An 18,579-nucleotide genomic window follows, 5' to 3' on the forward strand; every position below is an offset into this window, starting at 1 on the left:
CCCCGTACCACCAGGTGCGCGGTCACCAGTCGTGGACGGTGCCGTCGTGGAGGCGGTTGTAGGGGAGGTAGGCCTGCTCGTACGGGTACTTGCCGGCTTCGTCGGTGTCGAGGTCGACGCCGAGTCCGGGTTTGTTGCCGGGGTGCAGCATCCCGTCGGTCCAGGTGAAGGATTGCTGGAACACCTGGTCGGTGCGGGAGCCGTGTTGCATGTATTCCTGGATGCCGAAGTTGTGGATCGCCAGACCCAGGTGCATCGCGGCGGCCATCCCGACCGGGGAGATGTCGGTGGGGCCGTGCATGCCGGATTTGATCTGGTACATGGCCGCGTAGTCGAGGGTCTTCTTCAACGCGCTGATCCCGCCCATGTGGGTGACGGCGCCGCGGACGTAGTCGATGAGCTGGTCGCGGATGATGTCCTTGAAGTCCCAGACCGTGTTGAAGATCTCCCCGATCGCGAGCGGCGTCGTGGTGTGCTGGCGCACCAGACGCAGCGCTTCCTGGTTCTCTGCCGGGGTGCAGTCCTCCAACCAGAACAGGTCGAACGGTTCGAGATCCTTGCCCAGCCGTGCGGCCTGGATCGGTGTCATCCGGTGATGCCCGTCATGCAGGAGCGGGATCTCCGCCCCGAACTCGTTGCGCACGGCCTCGAACGCCCCGGGCAGGTGGTTCAGATACGCCCGGGTGTCCCAGTCCTCCTCGACCGGCTTGGCCCCGCGGCGGGCGGGCTCGTGGTCGTACCGCGCCTCCCCACCCCCGGTATCGGCCGCCTGCGACGCGATCCCGTAGATCGCCTTCAGGGTCGGCACCCCGGTCTGCACCCGGATCGCCCGATACCCCTGCGCCTGATGCGCACGGATCGAATCGAACAGCTCCGGCAACTCCTTCCCCGACGCATGCCCGTAGGCGAGGAGTCCGTTCCGGCTCGCACCGCCCAGCAGTTGGTACACGGGCAGGCCCGCGACTTTCCCCTTGATGTCCCACAGGGCCATGTCGACCGCGGCGATCGCGGCCATCGTCACCGGACCCCGCCGCCAATAGGCGCTGCGGTAGAGGAACTGCCAGGTGTCCTCGATCCGCGACTCATCCGCCCCGATCAACAACGGCACCACATGCTCGGTCAGATACGCGACCACCGCGAGCTCGCGTCCGTTCAACGTCGCATCCCCCAGACCGGTCACCCCATCCGCGGTCGTGATCTTCAACGTCACGAAATTCCGATCCGGACTGGTGACGATCACCTCAGCCTTATCGATACTCATGCGAGGGTCCCTTCGGGTGTGAGGTGGTCGATGACGGTACGTGTGCGGTCCGTCGGGGGCACGGCGGAGAGAGCTCGGGCGACGGCTGCCGTCCCGGAGTCGGTCGGATCGAGTTCGAGGAGCGAGCGGATCCAGGTCTCCACGGCGTACCGCTGCGCCTCGTCCACGGCGTCGTGGGCGTCTTGCCGCCGGCGGAGGGGTGCCACGAGCCGCAGAGCGACCTTGATCGGGCTGTCGCGTCGGATCTGATCGAGCCGGTGGGCGATGCGCGGGTTGGCGAAGCGGATCCGCAGCGCGTCCAGCCAGTCGTCGAGCTCGGCGGAGGGCAGGTCGACCGCCGTCCGCTGCGCGGCCCAGAGCGCTTCGGTGTCGGCGCGCAGCACGGCATCGTCGAAGGCCTCGGCGATCGTCTCGTATCCGCGCAGTCGGCCGGCCGCGGCGAGGAAGCTGTGCCCGGCGTTGAGCAGGTAGAGCTTGCGAGCCTCATAGGGCCCGACGTCGGCCACGAATCGCGCCCCGGCCTGTGCCCAGTCCGGTGCTCCGCCGGGGAAGTCGCCAGCGAGCACCCATTCGCTGAAGGGCTCCGTGACCACCGCGGCGGGGTCGTCGTACCCGGTGATGTCCCGCACGACGGCGATGTCCTCCGCGGTGACGGCGGGGGTGATCCGGTCCACCACGGTGTCGACGAACGACGCGATGTCCGAGACGCTCGTCGCTTCGACACCGGCGGCGGCCAGCACGACGTCGCGCAGCATCCGACCGTTACGGGGCAGGTTGTCGCAGCTCACGACGGCGATCGCACCGGCCCCGGCGGCGGCACGGCGGGCGAGCGCCGTGGCGACGCGACCGGGCACGGAGGAGGTCGCGGAGTACGCCGCCTCCGTCACCGTGACCGTGAGCACCCGGACCTCCGGATCGGCGATCGTGTCGATCCACGACCGTTCGTCGGCACCGGGAACCGCGCGCACGATCGACTGCACCGTCTCCACCCGGTCCCCCTCCGCCGACCTCTCGAGCAGCGTGTACACGCCGTCGCTGCCCGACAGGACCTCGGCGGCGGCCGGGGTGCGACCGGTGAAGGCGGCGATGCCCCAGCCCTCCTCCGCGCGCGTCCGATCGTTGGCCTGCTGGGTGTACCAGGCCTGGTGCGCGCGGTGGAAGGCACCGAGGCCCAGGTGGGCAGCGCGGACCGGAGGATGCTGCGTGCGCGCGGGCCCCGTCACGACCTGATGCCCGCGGCGCCGGCCGACGCACGGAGGAACGCGAGATCGTCGATCAGCCTCTCCTCCAGCGGAGCCTCGGTCGAGAAGTCCTCCAGCGTCACCCAGCCGTCGTATCCGACCTCGGCGAGCGCGCGGAAGTAGTCGGGAACGCTGGCGATGCCCGCGCGGAGCGTCGCCCACGCCGACTCCCAGCGCACGTCGCCGTCGACGCCGATCTCACCGGTCCGCTGCCACGTGGCGTTCTTCACGTGCACGTGAGCGAGGTACTCCCCGAGGAGCTGGAGCCCGGCATGCGTGTCCTCCTGGCCCTCGATCACGAGGTTGCCCAGATCGTGGATCACTCCGATGGTGCCCGGATCGATGCCGTCGACCAGTCGACGCGCGGCCGAGGCCGATGACGTGATCGTCTGGTGGTGCAGCTCGATGAGCACCTTCACGCCGAGCCGCCCCGCCTCCGCGGCCGCCCATTCCAGGTCGGTCCTGGTCCGATCGAACACCGCCTGGTAGCCCTCCTGGAGGAGGTCGGTGGACGGGATGCGCATCCGCACCTGCCGGGCGCCGAGCTCGGCGGTCGCGCGGAGCATCCGGAGCGCGTCGTCACGGTCGGAGGCGGGCGCGTAGCCGCCGATGCCGCTGAACTCCAGACCCGCCTCGCGAGTGACCCTGGCGATCTCCGGGACCACCTGCTCGAGACCCGTGAGCGGCCAGGTCGCCCGGTTGCCGGCCCAGAATCCCGGCGGTTCCGCCTCCTCCTGGTCGGTGATGCGCCACTCGACGCCGTCGTAGCCGATCGCGGCGATGCGGCGAGCCGCCTCTGCGGGCTCCCAGTCCGGCACTGACGCCGTGAACACCGAGAATTTCATGCGATGCCTCCCGTTCGCACTTCACTGTCATCAACGGTGCCGTCGATGAGATCGGCGATGCGCACCGGGGAACCGGTGGTCGCCGAGACATATATGCCGCGCACCGTGGCGAGGGCAATCAGCGCCTCGGGCACCCCGACCCGCGAGGGGCGTCCGCCGCGGATGCTGTCGACGATGTCGGCGTACTGACGGGCGTGGCCGTCGGCGAAGGCCTGCGGGTCCCGCTCATCACCGAGCCGATGGCCCGCGGGGACCCAGTCGGCCGTGCGGTCGATCGTCTCCCCGTCCACCCACAGGTGGGCGAGCTGGTCGTTCTCGACGATGCCGGTGCCCTGTGCGCCGTGCACCGCGACGCGCACCGGCTGATCCGGGAACGCCGCGGTCGTGGCGTGCAGCACGGCGAGCGCGCCCGACTCGAAGCGCAGCGTGACGACGGCCACGTCCTCCACCTCGACCCGTTCGTGGGCGAGCAGCGCCGTGTGGGCGAAGACCTCGACCGGGGTGCCGAGGAACCACAGCAGCAGATCGACGGTGTGCACCCCCTGGTTCATGACCGCGCCGCCGCCGTCGAGCTCCCAGGTGCCGCGCCATGCTCCGGAGTCGTAGTACTCCTGCGAGCGCCACCAGGGCACGGTGGCGACCGCGCTGGTGATCCGCCCCAGCCGTCCGGTGTGCGCGGCCTCGGCCACCGCCACCGCTCCGGGGTCGTAGCGGTGCTGGCTGATCACCGAGATCCGGATGCCGCGCGCCTCGGCGTCGCGGGCGATCTCCGCCAGGCGGCGCCCGCGCGCCATCGAGACGTCGAGCGGCTTCTCGAGCACGACGTGCATCCCGCGCGCGACGGCCCGTTCGGCGAGCTCGACGTGGGATCCGCTCGGCGTGCAGATTACGACCACCGACACCCCGTCCGGGATCGCCTCGATCTCGGCGTGCGTCGTGGGCCGCTCTCCTCCGAGCTCGTCGACGATGAGCGCGGCCAGGCGCTCGGTCGCGGCCGGCACCTCGTCCACGAGGGCGGTGATCCGCATTCCGGGGATGAGCGCGATGGCTCTGGCGTGGTTGACGCCGATGATGCCGCATCCGACGATGGCGACGTCGAGGGTTCCTTCGGTCATGAGAGGGTGACTCCGATCTCGTCGGTGAGGGTGCGCAGGGCTCGCCCGGCCCGGCCGAAGGCCTCGGGACCGGAGAATCCGCCGAGCGTGTGGACATCGGCGAGGTGGGGCTCGAGCGAGGCGAATCCCGCGTAGCCGTCATCGCGAAGGGCGGTGAGGGTCTCGCGCAGCTCGCCGTCGCCGTCGCCCACCGGCACCACCTCACCCGTCGCGGCGAGCGCGTCCTTCAGCTGCAGGTACTCCAGATGCGGGCGCAGCAGCGCGTATCCGTCGGTGAACGGCCGGACGCCGACCTGCACGAAGTTCGCGTTGTCCCACGCCACCCGGAGCCGCTCGGAGCCGACCGATTCGATCACGTCGAGCACGCGGGAGGGGACGTCGGCGTAGATGTCCTTCTCGTTCTCATGGACGAGCGTGACGCCGGCCGCCTCGGCCGTGCGGGCGAGCGCCGCCATGCGGACCAGCACGTCGTCGCGGATGTCCTCCGCGGCCAGGTGCTCGGCGCGGAAGAAGGAGAAGATGCGGATGTACGGGGTCCCGAGGACCTCGGCCGCGTGGATCGCCCGCTGCAGGCGACCGACCTCGTGCTCGACCGGCAGGGACACGTCGACCTTGCCCACCGGAGACGCGATCGCCGAGACGGCCATGCCGCGCTCGTGCAGCACCGCGGCGAGCGCGTCGAGCCGGGTGTCGTCGAGGTCGACGATGTTCACCCCCCACGCGCTCCGCACCTCGATGTGCCGCGCACCGAGCGCCTGCAACACGGCGACCTGCACGACCGGATCGGCGTCGATCTCGTCACCGAAACCTGAGAGCTGCCACGGGGTCATTTCACTCCTCCTGCGGTCAGACCGCCTACGAGATACCGCTGGAACACGAGATACAGCACGACGACGGGGATGGCGCAGATGAGCGAGGCCGCCATCATCTGGCCGTATAAGGGCACCGCGCCCGTCTCCTGCGTGGCGCCGAAGATCTGCAGGGCCACCGCCGCGGTGCGGCTGTCGCGGTTGGTCATCACCGACGCGAACAGGACGTCGTTCCACCCCTGCAGGAACGCGAAGATCGCGGAGACCACGATCCCGGGCCAGCTCAGGGGCAGCACGATGCGGGTGAGGACGCGGATGTTGGAGGCGCCGTCCATGCGGGCGGCCTCTTCGAGCTCGCGCGGGAGGCCGCGGATGTAGGTCACCATCACCCAGGTCGAGAACGGCAGCGCGAAGGTGAGGTACGTGATGAAGACCGACCAGTGCGTGCCGATGGTGGGGATGCGCAGCACGGAGGACAGCGTCGAGAACATCACGAACACCGGCAGCAGCATCAGCGTCCCCGGAACCGACTGCAGCCCGAGCAGTCCCCGGAGGATCGTGACGCGTCCGATGAAGGTGAACCGCACGAGCACCCAGGCCATGGACACCGCCACGGCCGCGCAGACGACGGCGACCGCTCCGCAGATCAGGAGGCTGTTGGCCAGACCCCCGGCCAGGTCGACGCTGCGCCAGACCTTGACGTAGTTGTCGAGGCGCAGCTCGGTCGGCCAGTACGCGCCGCCGGCGACCGCGACGTCCGCGTTGATCGAGGCGAACAGCATGTACGAGACGGGTCCGAACACGAGCAGGCACAGCACGACGTTCGCGGCGACGAGCAGCGGTCGCGGCAGCAGGCGATCCACCTGGCTGTGTCCGCCGGGGCGGCTCCGGCGCGGGTTGACCTGCGCGATCGTGGTGGTGACGCTCATCGCTTCGCATCCTCTCCGGTGTCGAGGCGCACGGCGCGCAGGTAGATGAACAGCGGGATCGCCACGATCGCCAGAGAGGCGACCGCCATCGCGGCGGACAACCCGAACCGGAAGCTCTGGAACGCGGTGACGTAGGTGAGGACGGGCAGCACCTCGACGTCGACGGGCGCCGGGATGCCGAAGAGGACGAACGGCATGGTGAAGGCGTTGATGCTGTGCAGGAAGGTGAGGATGAACGCCAGCAGGATCGATCCGCGCAGGTACGGGAGGACCACCTTGCGCAACTTGATCCCCCAGCCGGCTCCGTCGAGCGCCGCCGCCTCGTGCACCTCCGCGTCGACCGCCTGGAGCCCGGCCAGCGTCAGCAGGTACACGAAGGGCCAGCTCACCCAGAGCTGCGTGACGACGAGCGTCCAGTAGCTCTGCGGACCGTTCAGCCACAGCCCGGGGTCGACCCCGAACACCCCGAAGGCCTCATCGACCACGCCCTCGGGCTGGAACATCGCCCGGAAGACGGTGGCCACGACGAACGCGGGAAGGATGTACGGGATCAGGTAGACCGAGCGCACCAGCCCGCGTCCGCGGAACGCGTTCTGCGTGGCCAGCGCCGCGAGCACGCCGATCGGGATCGCGGCCACCGACACGATCAGCGCGTAGCTGACGCTCAGCCAGATGCCGCGCAGCAGCGGCGAGGTGGTGAACGCCTCGACGAAGTTGCCGAACGCGATGAACGGGGCCTGCAGCCACTGGCGGATCGTGTACTGGTCCAGATCGAGGAGCGAGATCCAGAACGCCAGCAGCAGCGGCACCAGGATCAGCAGCGTCATCAGCACGCCACCGGGGAGCAGCATCCACAGCGGTCGGGGCCGCTCGCTCGGCGGGGTGTCGTCGGCGCGTCTGCGCCTCGTCGGTGTGGCGATCGCCATGTGCGGTCCTCGCCCCGCTACTTGGACTTGTCCAGCGAGGACTGCGAGCTCGCCTGGGCCTCGGCGATCGCTGAGGCGATGTCGCCCTCGCTCAGGCTCCCGGCCTGCAGCGACGGAAGCGACTGCACCACGACGTTGGTCAGAGCCAGCTGCGTGTCTCCCCAAGCGCCGGTGAACGGCGTCGCGACGGACTTGGACGCAGCCTGCACGTTGGCGCTCAGATCGGGGTTGTCCTTCTCCACCTGCGCGGCGGCATCCACCCCGGTGGGCAGCTCGCCGAAGGTGTCGAAGTAGTCGATCTGCGACTCGGTGCTGGTGAGCATCTCGATGAGCGCGAAGGCCAGGTCCTGGTTCGGCGAGTACTGGGCGACGACGAGGTTGTCGCCGGAGAGGATGCTCGCGGCGTCCTTGCCGTCCTTCGGGCGCTCGGTCGCGCCCGGCGGCACGGTCGGCAGCAGCGCGTAGGCGTAGGAGTCGGCGACCGGAGAGTCGGCGAACGTGGGCTTGGACACGGCCGCCGTCATGGGGAGGAACCCGGCCTTGCCCTCGGCGAACGCAGCCACGGCCTGGGCGTTCTTCCATCCGACGGACGCCGGGTCGACGAGCCCGTCCTGGAACCAGCCGAAGTAGGTGTCATAGGCGGCGGCGACCGTCGGGTCGTCGATCTTCGCTTTCTTCGCGTCCACATCGATGAGGGGGTTGCCCGCCTGCACCGACATGCCCCAGATGAACTTCCATGGGTCGAAGCTGTCGGCGTAGCCGATCGCGAGGCCCTGCACATCGCCGGAGTCGATCTTCGCGGCGGCGGCGGTCAGCTCGTCCCAGGTCGTCGGCACCTCATCGATGCCGGCGGCCTTGAGCAGCTCGGTGTTGTAGGCCATCACGAACGGCCGGCTCACGAACGGGATGGCGATCTCGTCCTCGTCGCTCGGGCCCGAGATGCCCAGGGTGGACGGCACGAAGCGATCCCGCCCGCCCACCTTGTCCCAGTCGGCTTCGGTGAGCTTGACGAAGGCGCCCGTCGCATACGCGGTCGGGGTGAAGGTCGTGCCGAGACCGTAGACGTCGGGGCCCTGGCCCGAGAGCACGGAGGTCTGGATCTTCGTCAGCTCGTCGTTGGCGCTCGCGAAGGTCTCGAACTCGACCTTCGCGCCGGTCTTCTTCTCGAAGGCGTCGGAGACCTGCTGGAACCACTCCTTCTGCTGCTCGGGGTAGAGGCCGTTGGCCGCCACCATCACCGAGAGCGTCTTGCCGGTGCCGTCGACGGCACCGCCGGAGCCGGCGTCGTCCGGTCCGGAGGTACCCGTGCATCCGGTCAGGGCGATCGCCGCTGCGGCCGTCGCCGCGAGGGCGATCAGGGGTCGAGACTTCATTGAACTCTCCTTCGAGACAGTGAGGGACGTGACTGCGTCCTGGCCAAGGTAGGCAGCCATGGCAATTCTTTGCAATCCATTGCCAGGAATTGCCATGCTGTGATTCTGTTGCCCTATGCCGCCCCCCTCCGTTCCCCCGCATCGGCCCACGCTCGCCGATGTCGCCGCCGCCGCCGGCGTCGCGATCTCCACGGCATCCCGCGCGCTGGCGGTCCCCGGCCGCGGCAATCCCGACACCCGAGATCGCATCATCCGCATCGCGAAGGACCTCGGATACACGCCGACCGCCGCCTCGTCCGGCGACGCCGCACCGTCGACGCGCATGGTCGCCGTGCTCGTCTCCGACGTCACGAACCCGTTCTACTTCGGCATCATCCGCGGCACGCAGCAGGCGCTGCGCGTCGCCGGCTACTCGCAGATCCTCGTGCACACGGAGGAGTCGCCTGAAATGGAGGAGAGCACCCTCGAGACGCTGCGCAGCTCGTACGACGGGGCGATCCTCACCGCGTCGCGGCTGTCCGACGAACGGCTCGCCGAGCTCAGCGCCGAGCTCCCGCTCGTCGCGTTGAACCGCGCTGTGCCGGGGGTGCCGTCGGTGTTCATCGACACGCCGCTCGGCTTCGATCAGGCTGTCGAGCACCTCGCCTCGCTCGGCCACCGGCGCATCTGCTACGTCGCCGGGCCGCCGACCAGCTGGGCGAGCGACCTTCGCCGCCGTGCCGTGGAGACCGCGTGCGAGCGCCTCGGCATCGAGTACACGAGGGTCGGGCCCTATCAGCCGCGCACCAAGGCGGGGGCGGCCGCGGCGGATGCCGCGCTCAACACCGGGGCGACAGCCTGCGTGGCGTTCAACGACCTCCTGGCGATCGGGATGCTCATCCGTCTCAAGGAACGGGGCGTGCGCGTGCCGGAGGACATGAGCATCGTGGGCTGCGACGACATCTTCGGAGCCGACTTCTGCAATCCGCCCCTGACAACGCTCACCGCCCCGGTCGAGCAGGCGGCCCGCGTATCGGTGTCGATGCTCCTCGACCGGCTGCAGAGCGAGCGGGTCGGTGCGGGTGCCCTCCAGAGACGTCATATCGCCGCGCTGCCCACGCACCTGACCGTGCGGGAGTCGACCGGCCCCGCACCGCGCCGACAGACCCCCGAAGGAGACTCATGAGCACCGTGCTCAGCCCGCACGCCGACCGGCTGCTGCCCGCCGACCCCGGCGTCCGCGACCTCGCTCGACGCCTGTACGAGGCCGTCGCGCATGCGCCGATCCTCTCGCCGCACGGACACGTCGATGCCGCGCTGCTCGCCGACGACGCCCCGTTCCCCGATCCGGCGACGCTGCTGATCACGCCCGACCACTACGTCCTGCGGCTGCTCCACGCCGTCGGTGTCCCGCTCGACGCCCTGGGACGGGGCGACGCACCCGCCGACCCGCAGGATGTCTGGCGCGCGTTCTGCACGAACTGGGACGCATTCCTGGGAACGCCGGTGCGCTACTGGTTCGAGACGTCGCTCTCGGAGATCTTCGGGGTGACGGAGCAGCCCAGCGCCGCCAACGCCGACGAGCTGTACGCGCACATCGACGGACTGCTCGCCACGCCCGCCCTGCGCCCGCGAGCGCTGTTCGACCGCTTCCGCATCGAGACCCTCGCGACGACCGACGACCCCGTCGCTGACCTCGCTGCGCACGCGCGTCTCCGTGAGGACCCGACGTTCCGCGGGCACGTGCTGCCGACCTTCCGGGCGGACCGCTACATGGACCCGTCGACGCCCGGGTGGGTGGCGGCGGTCGAAGAGCTGTCGGAGGTGTCCGGCATCGACACCGGCCGGTACTCCGGGTTGCTGGACGCGTTGCGGCGACGTCGTGAGGCCTTCCGTGCGGCCGGTGGCACGGCCACCGACACCGGAGTGCTCGACGCCGGCTCGTGGCCTCTCGGCAGCGACGAGGCGGAGCGCATCCATGCCGCCGGTCTGCGCGGCGAGGCGACCGCGGAGGAGGCGATCGCGTACCGCCACAACATGCTCTATCGCCTGGCCGAGATGTCGTCCGAGGACGGCCTGGTCATGCAGCTGCATCCGGGCGTCATCCGCAACCACCACCGCGACACTCTCGCGCGGTTCGGGCCCGACAGCGGACACGACCTCCCCGACGTGGTCGCCTTCACGCGGCCGCTCACCCCGATCCTGAACGACTTCGGGACGAACGAGACCTTCCGCCTGGTCCTGTTCACGGTCGACGAGACCTCGTTCAGCCGGGAGATCGGACCGCTCGCCGGCTTCTATCCCACGGTGTACGCCGGCGCGCCGTGGTGGTTCCTCGACACCCCGGATGCCATCTCCCGGTATCGCCGGGCGGTGACGGACAGTGCGGGGTTCGCGAAGACCAGCGGCTTCGTCGACGACACCAGGGCGTTCTGCTCGATCCCTGCCCGCCACGACATGTCCCGTCGACTCGACGCCGGGTACCTCGCGGCACTCGTCACCGAGCACCGCCTCACCGAGGACCAGGCGTTCGACCTCACGCACCGGCTCGTCGACGACATCCCCCGGACGACCTTCCGCCTGCCCGGAGCGAGATCATGAGGTGGACGTCGTCGTGACGCGCCGCACGACGTACTCCACGACGTCGCCCTCCGGGATCGCACGCGGCCGGAAACGCGCTCCGGTCGGCGCACGCGGCACCATTCGATCGACGCGGAAGATGCGCCAGTCATTCCGATCGAGGTCCCAGGCGAGCAGGTACCAGACCGGTCCCCAGCTCACCAGGCGCTGCGGTTCGGTGTGCCGCTGCTCTTCGACGCCGCCGGGTTTCATGTAGTCGAAGCGGAGCCGCTCGTGACCGCGGATCGCCGAGGCGACCGTGCTGAGCGCCGCGAGGTCCAACGGCGGTTCCGCTCCGGGAACCACGCTCGTCGTCGCGCGGATCGCGTCGACACGGCGGCGCAGACGCGAGGGCATCACCTGTTCCAGCTTGGCGAGGGCGGTGAGGGACGTCTCTTCGACGCCGAGCCGCCAGGTCGCGGCCGCTCCCAGTCCGACCGCGACCGCGACGGCCTCGTCATCGTCGAGCAGAAGCGGAGGCATCGCCGTCCCGGCGGCCAGCCGGTACCCGCCGGCGACACCCGGACGCGCGTCCACCGGATAGCCGAGCGAACGCAGCTTGCCGATGTCGGCGCGGATCGTCCGTGTGCTCACCCCCAGCCGGTCGGACAACGCGGAACTGGTCCAGTCGCGCTGGAGCTGGAGCAGCGAGAGCAGTTCGAGCAAGCGGGCCGAGGTCTCGAGCATGTCTGATCCTCTCAGCAAATGCGGAAGCTGATCTTCCGCATTGCCTGGGAGCGTGAACAGCATGACCCAGAACACCTCCCTCACCCCTTTCCGCATCGACATCCCGCAGGACGCCGTCGACGACCTCCACGATCGTCTGGCCCGCACCCGCTGGCCGCTCCCGGTTCCGGGACGCGACGATCGCACCGATTTCCGCCGCGGCATCCCCCTCTCGTACCTGAAGGAGCTCGCCGAGTACTGGCGCGAGGGCTTCGACTGGCGTGTGCAGGAGGCGGCCCTCAACACGTACGAGCAGTTCACGACGGTCGTCGACGGCCAGCCGTTCCACGTGTTGCACGTCCGTTCGGCGAACCCGGAGGCCACGCCGCTGCTCCTCAGCGACAGCTGGCCGGCGTCGTTCGTGGAGTACCAGCGGCTGCTCCCGTTGCTGACCGACGAGTTCCACGTGGTCATCCCGTCGCTGCCCGGCCTGGGCTTCTCGACGCCGCTGTCCGGTACCGGCTGGGACCTCGCGCGGACGACGGAAGCCTACGCCGAGATCATGACGCGCTTCGGCTACGACCGGTTCGCGGCTCATGGCAGCGATGTCGGCACGGGCATCATCGGACGGCTCGCCGCGGTCCATCCGGAGCGCGTCATCGGCACGCACTTCGCCAGCGACCGCGTGTGGCTCGGGCTGGTCGGTGACAGGTTCCCCGCGCCCGACGGGCTGTCCGACGAAGAGCTCGCCCAGCTCGAGACGGCACACCTCGCGAGTGCTGCGGAGCGCGGCTACATCGGCATGCACAACCACCGACCGGACACGATCGGTCCGGCACTCACAGACTCGCCCGTCGCCCAGCTCGCGTGGATCGTCGAGAAGTTCAAGCGCCGGACCGATGACGGGTTCCGGGCCCCGGACGTCGATCGCGACCAGCTGCTGACGAACGTCAGCCTGTATTGGTTCACTCGCAGCGGCGCCTCGGTCGCGCAGTTCTTCTACGAGTCGGAGCACGCCGAGCTCGACGTCGTCATGCCCTCCGGGGTGCCGACCGGCTGGGCCGTCTTCGACGCCCATCCGCTGATCCGGCGAACGATGGATCCGACCGGTGCGGTCGAGCATTGGAGCGAGTTCACCGAGGGCGGGCACTTCCCCGCGATGGAGGAGCCGGAGCTCCTCGCGGAGGACATCCGCGGGTTCTTCCGCAGTCTCGGCTGATCGGCGCTGGGGGCGCCCCGCCGCATCGGTCAGACCGCGACAGCGCTGATCGACGCGTGCGGGCGCCGCCCGTCCTGCGCCCGCGCATCGCTGTCGATCACGGAGAAGCCCGCGCGCTCGAGCAGCGTCGACATCCCGTCCACCGACCAGTAGTGCGCCGTGGTGACGGCGTGCGGGAAGGGCTCGCCGTCCGGCCCGTCGAAGAACCCGATCAGCAGACGGCCGCCCTCTCGGATCGAGCGCCGAGCGGCCGTGAGGAGGAGCGGCAGCTCATCCGGGCTCGCGTGGATCAGCGAGTACCAGGCAAGCACGCCGCCGAGCGAGCCCGCCGAGATGGCGGCGTCGGTCAGCGATGCCACCCGATACGGAATCTGCGGAAACCGTGCGGAGGCGCCGGCGACGAACTCCGGCACGAGATCGATGCCCTCGGCGTCAGCGCCTCGGTCGGCGAGGAAGGCGGTCCAATGACCGGGACCGCACCCGGCATCGAGGATGCGCCCGTCGACGCCATCCGCCCAGCGCCCGATGCGCTCACGGTCGACGTCGTCCATCTGCCCGATGTCGCCGAACAGCTCCGTGTACTCGCCGGCACGCGCGGCGTATCCGTCTCGGATGCGCGTGTCGCTTCCGGAGTCGTCTGCCATGGCGCTCCCCCCTCGCGATCGCTTCTCTCCACGGTATCGGCAGCAGCCTGGGGCCGGAGGAGCCGATCGACACGAGCCTGCCGCGCGATGGGATCTTCCGCGGCCCCGGAGTACTCGACCGACCGATGCATCGATAGCCTTCAGCGGTGGAACACGAACCGCGATGGGACCTGACCATCGGACACACGCCGTCTCCGATGCTGGACGAAGACACGATCGAGCATCACCGGCTGCCCGACGGCGCCGGGCTTCCCCCCTCGTACATCTCGTTCGTGCGGACGTTCGGCTGGGGGCGCCTGTTCGGACTCTGGCTCGTCTACACGCCGGTTCCCTCCGGATTCGGCGATGGTGTCGTAGGCCGAGGCGGGCACCTGACCGATCGGCTGCACGAGGAGTTCCGCGAAGGCCAGACCGAGGGCGATGACGGGAAGATCGAGCCCGACGGCTCCTGGGAGATCGCGCAGCGACTGGTGGTCTTCGCGATGAGCGAGAACGGCGACTACCTCGCCTGGGACACCGGCGACCGTTCCCGCGACGGCGAACTGCCCATCTTCCACACCACCCGCTTCGACTCGCTGACCCGCATCGGCGAGGACCTGCACGAAGCGGTCGAGGCGCTCCGCGGGCGCAGGTTCGGCCAGGCCGACGACCCCATCGACTTCAGGCCGCTCATACCCGCCGCGCTGTGAGCCGCGAGGCTGCGATCAGTTGAAGTCGCCGCCCGGCGCCATGTCCATGAAGCGCGAGTAGTGACCCTGGAACGCGACGGTGATGGTCGCGGTCGGGCCGTTACGGTGCTTGGCGACGATCAGGTCGGCCTCGCCCGGACGCACGTCCTTGTCGTAGACCGAGTCGCGGTGCAGCAGGATGACCATGTCGGCGTCCTGCTCGATCGAGCCGGACTCTCGCAGGTCGCTGATCGCGGGCTTCTTGTCGGTGCGCTGCTCGGGACCACGGTTCAGTTGCGACAGGGCGATGACCGGAACCTGCAGCTCCTTGGCGATGAGCTTGAGGCTTCGCGAGAACTCCGAGACCTCCTGCTGACGCGACTCCACGCGCTTGCCCGAGGTCATGAGCTGCAGGTAGTCGATGATGACCATGCGCAGACCCTCGCGCTGTTTGAGTCGACGGCACTTCGCACGGATCTCGACGAGGGTCATGTTGGGGCTGTCGTCGATGTAGAGCGGCGCGTCGTTGATGCGCCCACGCGTCGCGGCGACGGTGGTCCAGTCGCGCGGGTCGAGGTTTCCCTTGCGCATGTTCTGCAGCGGGATCGCACCCTCGGCGCTGAGCAGACGCATCGCGATCTCGCTCTTGCCCATCTCGAGCGAGAAGAAGACCGAGGGAAGGTTGTGCCCGATGGATGCCGCGCGCGCGAAGTCGAGCGCGAGCGTGGACTTACCCATGGCGGGTCGCGCGGCGACGACGATCATCTGCCCGCCGTGCAGGCCGTTCGTGAGCTCGTCGAGCTCCTTGAAGCCCGTCGGCACACCCGTCATCGAGCCGTCCCGACCACTCGCGGCCTCGATCTCCTCGAGCGCGGCGTCGACGGCGATCTGCAGCGGGACATAGTCGACCGCGGTCTCGGATCCGGTGATCGAGTAGATCTCGGCCTGGGCGTTGTTGACGATGTCCGTCGCATCGCCCTCGCCCGCGTAGCCGAGCTGCACGATGCGGGTGCCGGCGTCGACGAGGCGGCGCAGGATCGCACGCTCCGAGACGATGCCCGCGTAGTAGCCGGCGTTCGCCGCGGTCGGCACGATCGAGGTGAGGGTGTGCAGGTAGTCGGCGCCCCCGGCGCGACCCAGCTCGCCGGTCTTGATGAGCTCATCCGTGACGGCGACGACGTCGGTCGGCTCGCCGTGCGAGTACAGCGAGAGGATGGCCTCGAAGATCAGCTCGTGCTTCGGGACGTAGAAGTCGGCGCCCTTGAGCGTCTCGATCACATCGGCGACAGCGTCCTTCGAGAGGAGCATGCCGCCGAGCGCGCTCTGCTCGGCGAGAAGATCATGGGGAGGTGTGCGCTCCGGTGCGCGCTTGGCGCCCATGCGCTCCTCTGAGATGTCGGCGATCGACACAGTCTTCCCTTCGATGCGACGTTTCCGATGCGATGTTCTGATGAGACGCTTCGACGGCGGGGCCCGTGTGGCTCTCGGCCGCCACGCCACCCTGCACAGCGAAACAGGTGCCTCCGACATTCGGTCGCTCGCCCACGCTACGAGCGACGCTTTCCACATGCAACACAGCCTGTGGATAACCATGTGGAAAGCGTGCGGACAAAGTCGGAGTGTCTGTGCACAACGGGTGTGGATAACCCCGTGGAGGACTCCCCGAGCAAACTTTTTTCTTCGCCTTGAACTGGGATTTTCCCTTTCCCCAGCCTGTGGATGAGAATCAGTTTAAATCGGGCGTTGAAGGTTGCCTCTCTTCGGGCAGGGATGTGTAGAACTTGGGGAAAGTCAAGCCGAGATTTCGCCGGGCGCGTCACACCCGGACATCCCCGGAAACCCGCGGGTAACCCCCTAGACAGGCGAGGTGCACACGAGTATCGTCACCCGCAATCGATGCACTCGCCTCGATGTACGTTGCCTTCGGAGGGGGAGGTCGACGTGGACGCTCGGGCCACCCGACGCGGCGTTCCTGCCGTCGTCATCTGGGGTGCTCTCGGCGTGCTCGCCTGGGCGACGTTCACGATGCTCCTCGGAGGCGGTTCCGCCCACGCGGACGAAGAGGACGACGGTCCGCTCGACGGACTCACCTCTCTCGTCAGCGACACGGTCTCGGCCGTCACGGCGCCGGTGAAGCCGGTCGTCACGAAGGTCGTCGCCCCCGTCGTCACGCAGGTCGTCGCCCCCGTGCAGAAGGCCGCGCCGGCCGTCGTCGAGACGGTGACGAAGACCGTGTCCAAGGCTCCGGTCGTCGGACCCGTCACCGCCCCGGTCGTGCACGCGGTGACCGAGACGGCCGCATCGGTCGTCACGCCGGTCGCCGAGGTCCTGACCGACGCTCCCGTCTCGCAGATCACCGATCCGATCCTCGACACGGTCGCCGGGATCCCGGTGGTCGGTGGCCTGGTGAAGGATCTGGGTGTGATCTCCGCGGTCGACGATGTCGTCGGGGTGGTCGATGACACGACCGCCCTTCTCGGCGGCGTCACGAACCAGACCGTGCCTCCCGTGCTCGAAGCCCTCGATCCGACGACGCCCGTCCCCGGCCCCGGTGCCGGCGGCATCATCGACGCCCCGTCGGCGCCGTCACCGGCCGACCTCACGACGACGCCCGCGTCCACATCGGCATCCGTCCCGGCATCCGTCTCGTGGTCCTCGGGCTTCGATGGCGCGCTCCCCTCGGCGAGCGCGCCCACGGACGAGGCCGTCGAAGCCGGCGACTCCCCCGCACTCGCGCCCACGGGCACTCCTTCCGGGAGTCCGCCCGGTGCTCCCGTACCCGCGTCCTCCTCCGCCGGCCCCGGCGGAGGCTCAGGTGCTGCCCACGCGCGCCTGAGCGACGTGAATCCTGCTCCGCTCCGTGCTGGCGAGCGGACATCCGGCGCCACCGACGACGTGCTTCCCGCGTCGCCGGTCGCCGACACCGACGTCTCTCCCGACTGACGGACCGTCACGTCGTTCCCCCGGGAACGACAGATGCCGTGCTGCGCGCGCACTTTCCTCGCGCGCACCCATCAGACGATCCATCCAGTCAGGAGACATCATCATGCGCACTTACCTCAAGCGAGCCCTCTGGGGCACGCTCATCGCCGGGGGCATCACGCTCCTCGGTGCGACGGCCGCGAATGCGGCCGAGACATCCGGAGACGACGGACTTCTCTCCGGCACGCAGGCGGAGACCACCATCTCGGCACCGATCAAGGTCGTGGGCAACGCGATCTCGGTGCTCGGCGATGCGGTCACGCCGGCACCGGCACCCGCTCCGGCACCGGCCCCAGCTCCGGCTCCCGCGCCCGCGCCCGCTCCGGCAGCCGCTCCGGCCGCCGTCACCGACGGCTCGTCCGGCACGGTATCCGGCACCCAGGCCGTGGTCACCGTGGACCTCCCCGTCACCGTGTCGAACAACGCGGTGAGCGTGCTCGACACCTCTTCGACCAGCGCCCCGGCCGCAACTCCCCAGAGCTCGGCTCCCCAGGCCGAGACGCCGGCCGGGGCGCCTCTCGTGACCACGAACGGCCTGGACGGCGTGCTCTCGGGCACCCAGGCGCTGCTCGCGGTCAACGCCCCGATCACCGTCACGGGCAACGCCGTGTCGCTGCTCGGTGACAGCGAGAGCGCGGCATCGAGTGGACAGGGCGCCGCAGCACCGGCCCCCTCGACCCCGGTCGGCGCGGGCACATCCGGAGAGGACGGGATCGGCAGCGGCACACAGGTCGTCGCCCCCATCACGGCACCGGTGACGGTGTCGGGGAACGCGATCTCGCTGTTCGGCGACACGAGTTCGACGGGAACCGGCACTGCCGGCCCGACCGCTTCGTCCGCTCCCGCCACCGCGGCGGGCACCTCGGGTGACGACGCGATCCTCGGCGGCACGCAGGTGACTGCGCCCGTCACGGCACCGGTGACGGTGTCGGGGAACGCGATCTCGCTCCTCGGTGACACCTCGGCGACCGGAACCGGCGGAACCACCGCACCGACCACGCCCGCGACCGGAGGGAACACCACCACCGGAACCGACAGCATCCTCGGCGGCACCCAGCTCACCGCACCCGTCACCGCCCCCATCGGCGTGACCGGCAACGCGATCTCCCTGCTCGACGACGCCACCGTCACCCGCACCGGGACCGGCGGAACCACCGCACCGACCACGCCCGTGACCGGAGGGAACACCACCACCGGAACCGACGGCATCCTCGGCGGCACCCAGATCACCGCACCCGTCACCGCCCCCATCGGCGTGACCGGCAACGCGATCTCCCTGCTCGACGACGCCACCGTCACCCGC

At 69.6% G+C, this 18,579-nt stretch carries 17 protein-coding genes; 6 read left to right on the plus strand and 11 right to left on the minus strand.

The genetic code is table 11. From position 1 onward, the window contains the following. Positions 1-22: 22 nt before the first annotated feature. From manD to AC07VM_RS06930, 8 genes are read right to left on the minus strand one after another with little or no spacing between them, the layout of a single operon-like run. Positions 23-1,261 (minus strand): D-mannonate dehydratase ManD, encoded by a 1,239-nt coding sequence (gene manD, locus AC07VM_RS06895; protein WP_494910481.1) that lies wholly within the window; start codon positions 1,259-1,261, stop codon positions 23-25. Continuing rightward, positions 1,258-2,484, minus strand: a complete 1,227-nt coding sequence (locus AC07VM_RS06900; RefSeq protein WP_494910482.1) for a mannitol dehydrogenase family protein — start codon at positions 2,482-2,484, stop codon at positions 1,258-1,260. Before AC07VM_RS06900 ends, manD begins: the two co-directional genes overlap by 4 nt. Beyond that, positions 2,481-3,347: a sugar phosphate isomerase/epimerase family protein gene (locus AC07VM_RS06905; protein WP_494910483.1), complete on the minus strand. Its 867-nt coding sequence runs from the start codon at positions 3,345-3,347 to the stop codon at positions 2,481-2,483. Before AC07VM_RS06905 ends, AC07VM_RS06900 begins: the two co-directional genes overlap by 4 nt. Then, on the minus strand, positions 3,344-4,462 hold the full coding sequence (locus AC07VM_RS06910) for a Gfo/Idh/MocA family protein (protein ID WP_494910484.1): 1,119 nt from the start codon (positions 4,460-4,462) through the stop codon (positions 3,344-3,346). Before AC07VM_RS06910 ends, AC07VM_RS06905 begins: the two co-directional genes overlap by 4 nt. Further along, a complete protein-coding gene (locus tag AC07VM_RS06915; RefSeq protein WP_494910485.1) occupies positions 4,459-5,292 on the minus strand; it encodes a sugar phosphate isomerase/epimerase family protein in 834 nt (277 codons plus the stop codon). Before AC07VM_RS06915 ends, AC07VM_RS06910 begins: the two co-directional genes overlap by 4 nt. Then, a complete protein-coding gene (locus AC07VM_RS06920; protein WP_267416485.1) occupies positions 5,289-6,200 on the minus strand; it encodes a carbohydrate ABC transporter permease in 912 nt (303 codons plus the stop codon). Before AC07VM_RS06920 ends, AC07VM_RS06915 begins: the two co-directional genes overlap by 4 nt. Further along, complete coding sequence (locus AC07VM_RS06925; protein ID WP_494910486.1) at positions 6,197-7,126, minus strand: carbohydrate ABC transporter permease; 930 nt, start codon at positions 7,124-7,126, stop codon at positions 6,197-6,199. The genes AC07VM_RS06920 and AC07VM_RS06925 overlap by 4 nt, the downstream gene beginning before the upstream one ends. Positions 7,127-7,143: 17 nt before the next feature. Beyond that, positions 7,144-8,499 carry an extracellular solute-binding protein gene (locus tag AC07VM_RS06930; protein WP_494910487.1) on the minus strand — a complete coding sequence of 452 codons (1,356 nt, stop codon included), beginning with the start codon at positions 8,497-8,499 and terminating at the stop codon, positions 7,144-7,146. A gap of 115 nt (positions 8,500-8,614) precedes the next feature. Between AC07VM_RS06930 and AC07VM_RS06935 the strand changes: the two genes are divergently transcribed. Both AC07VM_RS06935 and uxaC read left to right on the plus strand, forming a co-directional pair. Beyond that, positions 8,615-9,664 (plus strand): LacI family DNA-binding transcriptional regulator, encoded by a 1,050-nt coding sequence (locus AC07VM_RS06935; RefSeq protein WP_267416488.1) that lies wholly within the window; start codon positions 8,615-8,617, stop codon positions 9,662-9,664. Beyond that, positions 9,661-11,079: a glucuronate isomerase gene (gene uxaC / locus AC07VM_RS06940; protein ID WP_494910488.1), complete on the plus strand. Its 1,419-nt coding sequence runs from the start codon at positions 9,661-9,663 to the stop codon at positions 11,077-11,079. Before AC07VM_RS06935 ends, uxaC begins: the two co-directional genes overlap by 4 nt. Here uxaC and AC07VM_RS06945 read toward each other — a convergent pair. Then, on the minus strand, positions 11,074-11,784 hold the full coding sequence (locus tag AC07VM_RS06945) for a helix-turn-helix transcriptional regulator (protein WP_494910489.1): 711 nt from the start codon (positions 11,782-11,784) through the stop codon (positions 11,074-11,076). The genes uxaC and AC07VM_RS06945 overlap by 6 nt on opposite strands. 61 nt (positions 11,785-11,845) lie before the next feature. Between AC07VM_RS06945 and AC07VM_RS06950 the strand changes: the two genes are divergently transcribed. Continuing rightward, positions 11,846-12,982, plus strand: coding sequence for an epoxide hydrolase family protein (locus tag AC07VM_RS06950; RefSeq protein ID WP_494910490.1), 1,137 nt, complete (start codon positions 11,846-11,848; stop codon positions 12,980-12,982). A 29-nt stretch (positions 12,983-13,011) separates the two neighbouring features. Here AC07VM_RS06950 and AC07VM_RS06955 read toward each other — a convergent pair whose 3' ends face one another. Further along, positions 13,012-13,626: a class I SAM-dependent methyltransferase gene (locus tag AC07VM_RS06955; protein ID WP_494910491.1), complete on the minus strand. Its 615-nt coding sequence runs from the start codon at positions 13,624-13,626 to the stop codon at positions 13,012-13,014. 146 nt (positions 13,627-13,772) lie between these two features. On the opposite strand from AC07VM_RS06955, the gene AC07VM_RS06960 reads away from it, so the two are divergent. Next, positions 13,773-14,315, plus strand: coding sequence for an SMI1/KNR4 family protein (locus AC07VM_RS06960; RefSeq protein ID WP_494910492.1), 543 nt, complete (start codon positions 13,773-13,775; stop codon positions 14,313-14,315). Positions 14,316-14,330: 15 nt separating this feature from the next. On the opposite strand, the gene dnaB is transcribed toward AC07VM_RS06960, so the two are convergent. Next, positions 14,331-15,704 (minus strand): replicative DNA helicase, encoded by a 1,374-nt coding sequence (gene dnaB / locus AC07VM_RS06965; protein ID WP_416383326.1) that lies wholly within the window; start codon positions 15,702-15,704, stop codon positions 14,331-14,333. A gap of 531 nt (positions 15,705-16,235) precedes the next feature. On the opposite strand from dnaB, the gene AC07VM_RS06970 reads away from it, so the two are divergent. Both AC07VM_RS06970 and AC07VM_RS06975 read left to right on the plus strand, forming a co-directional pair. Beyond that, the gene (locus AC07VM_RS06970; protein WP_494910493.1) at positions 16,236-17,237 is read left to right on the plus strand and encodes a hypothetical protein; all 1,002 of its coding nucleotides are present in this window, start codon (positions 16,236-16,238) and stop codon (positions 17,235-17,237) included. A gap of 103 nt (positions 17,238-17,340) precedes the next feature. Next, the coding region (locus tag AC07VM_RS06975; RefSeq protein ID WP_494910494.1) for a chaplin family protein at positions 17,341-18,579 on the plus strand (1,239 nt) is incomplete at its 3' end.

It is taken from the genome of Microbacterium sp. GW821-FHT01D02, assembly GCF_059422585.1.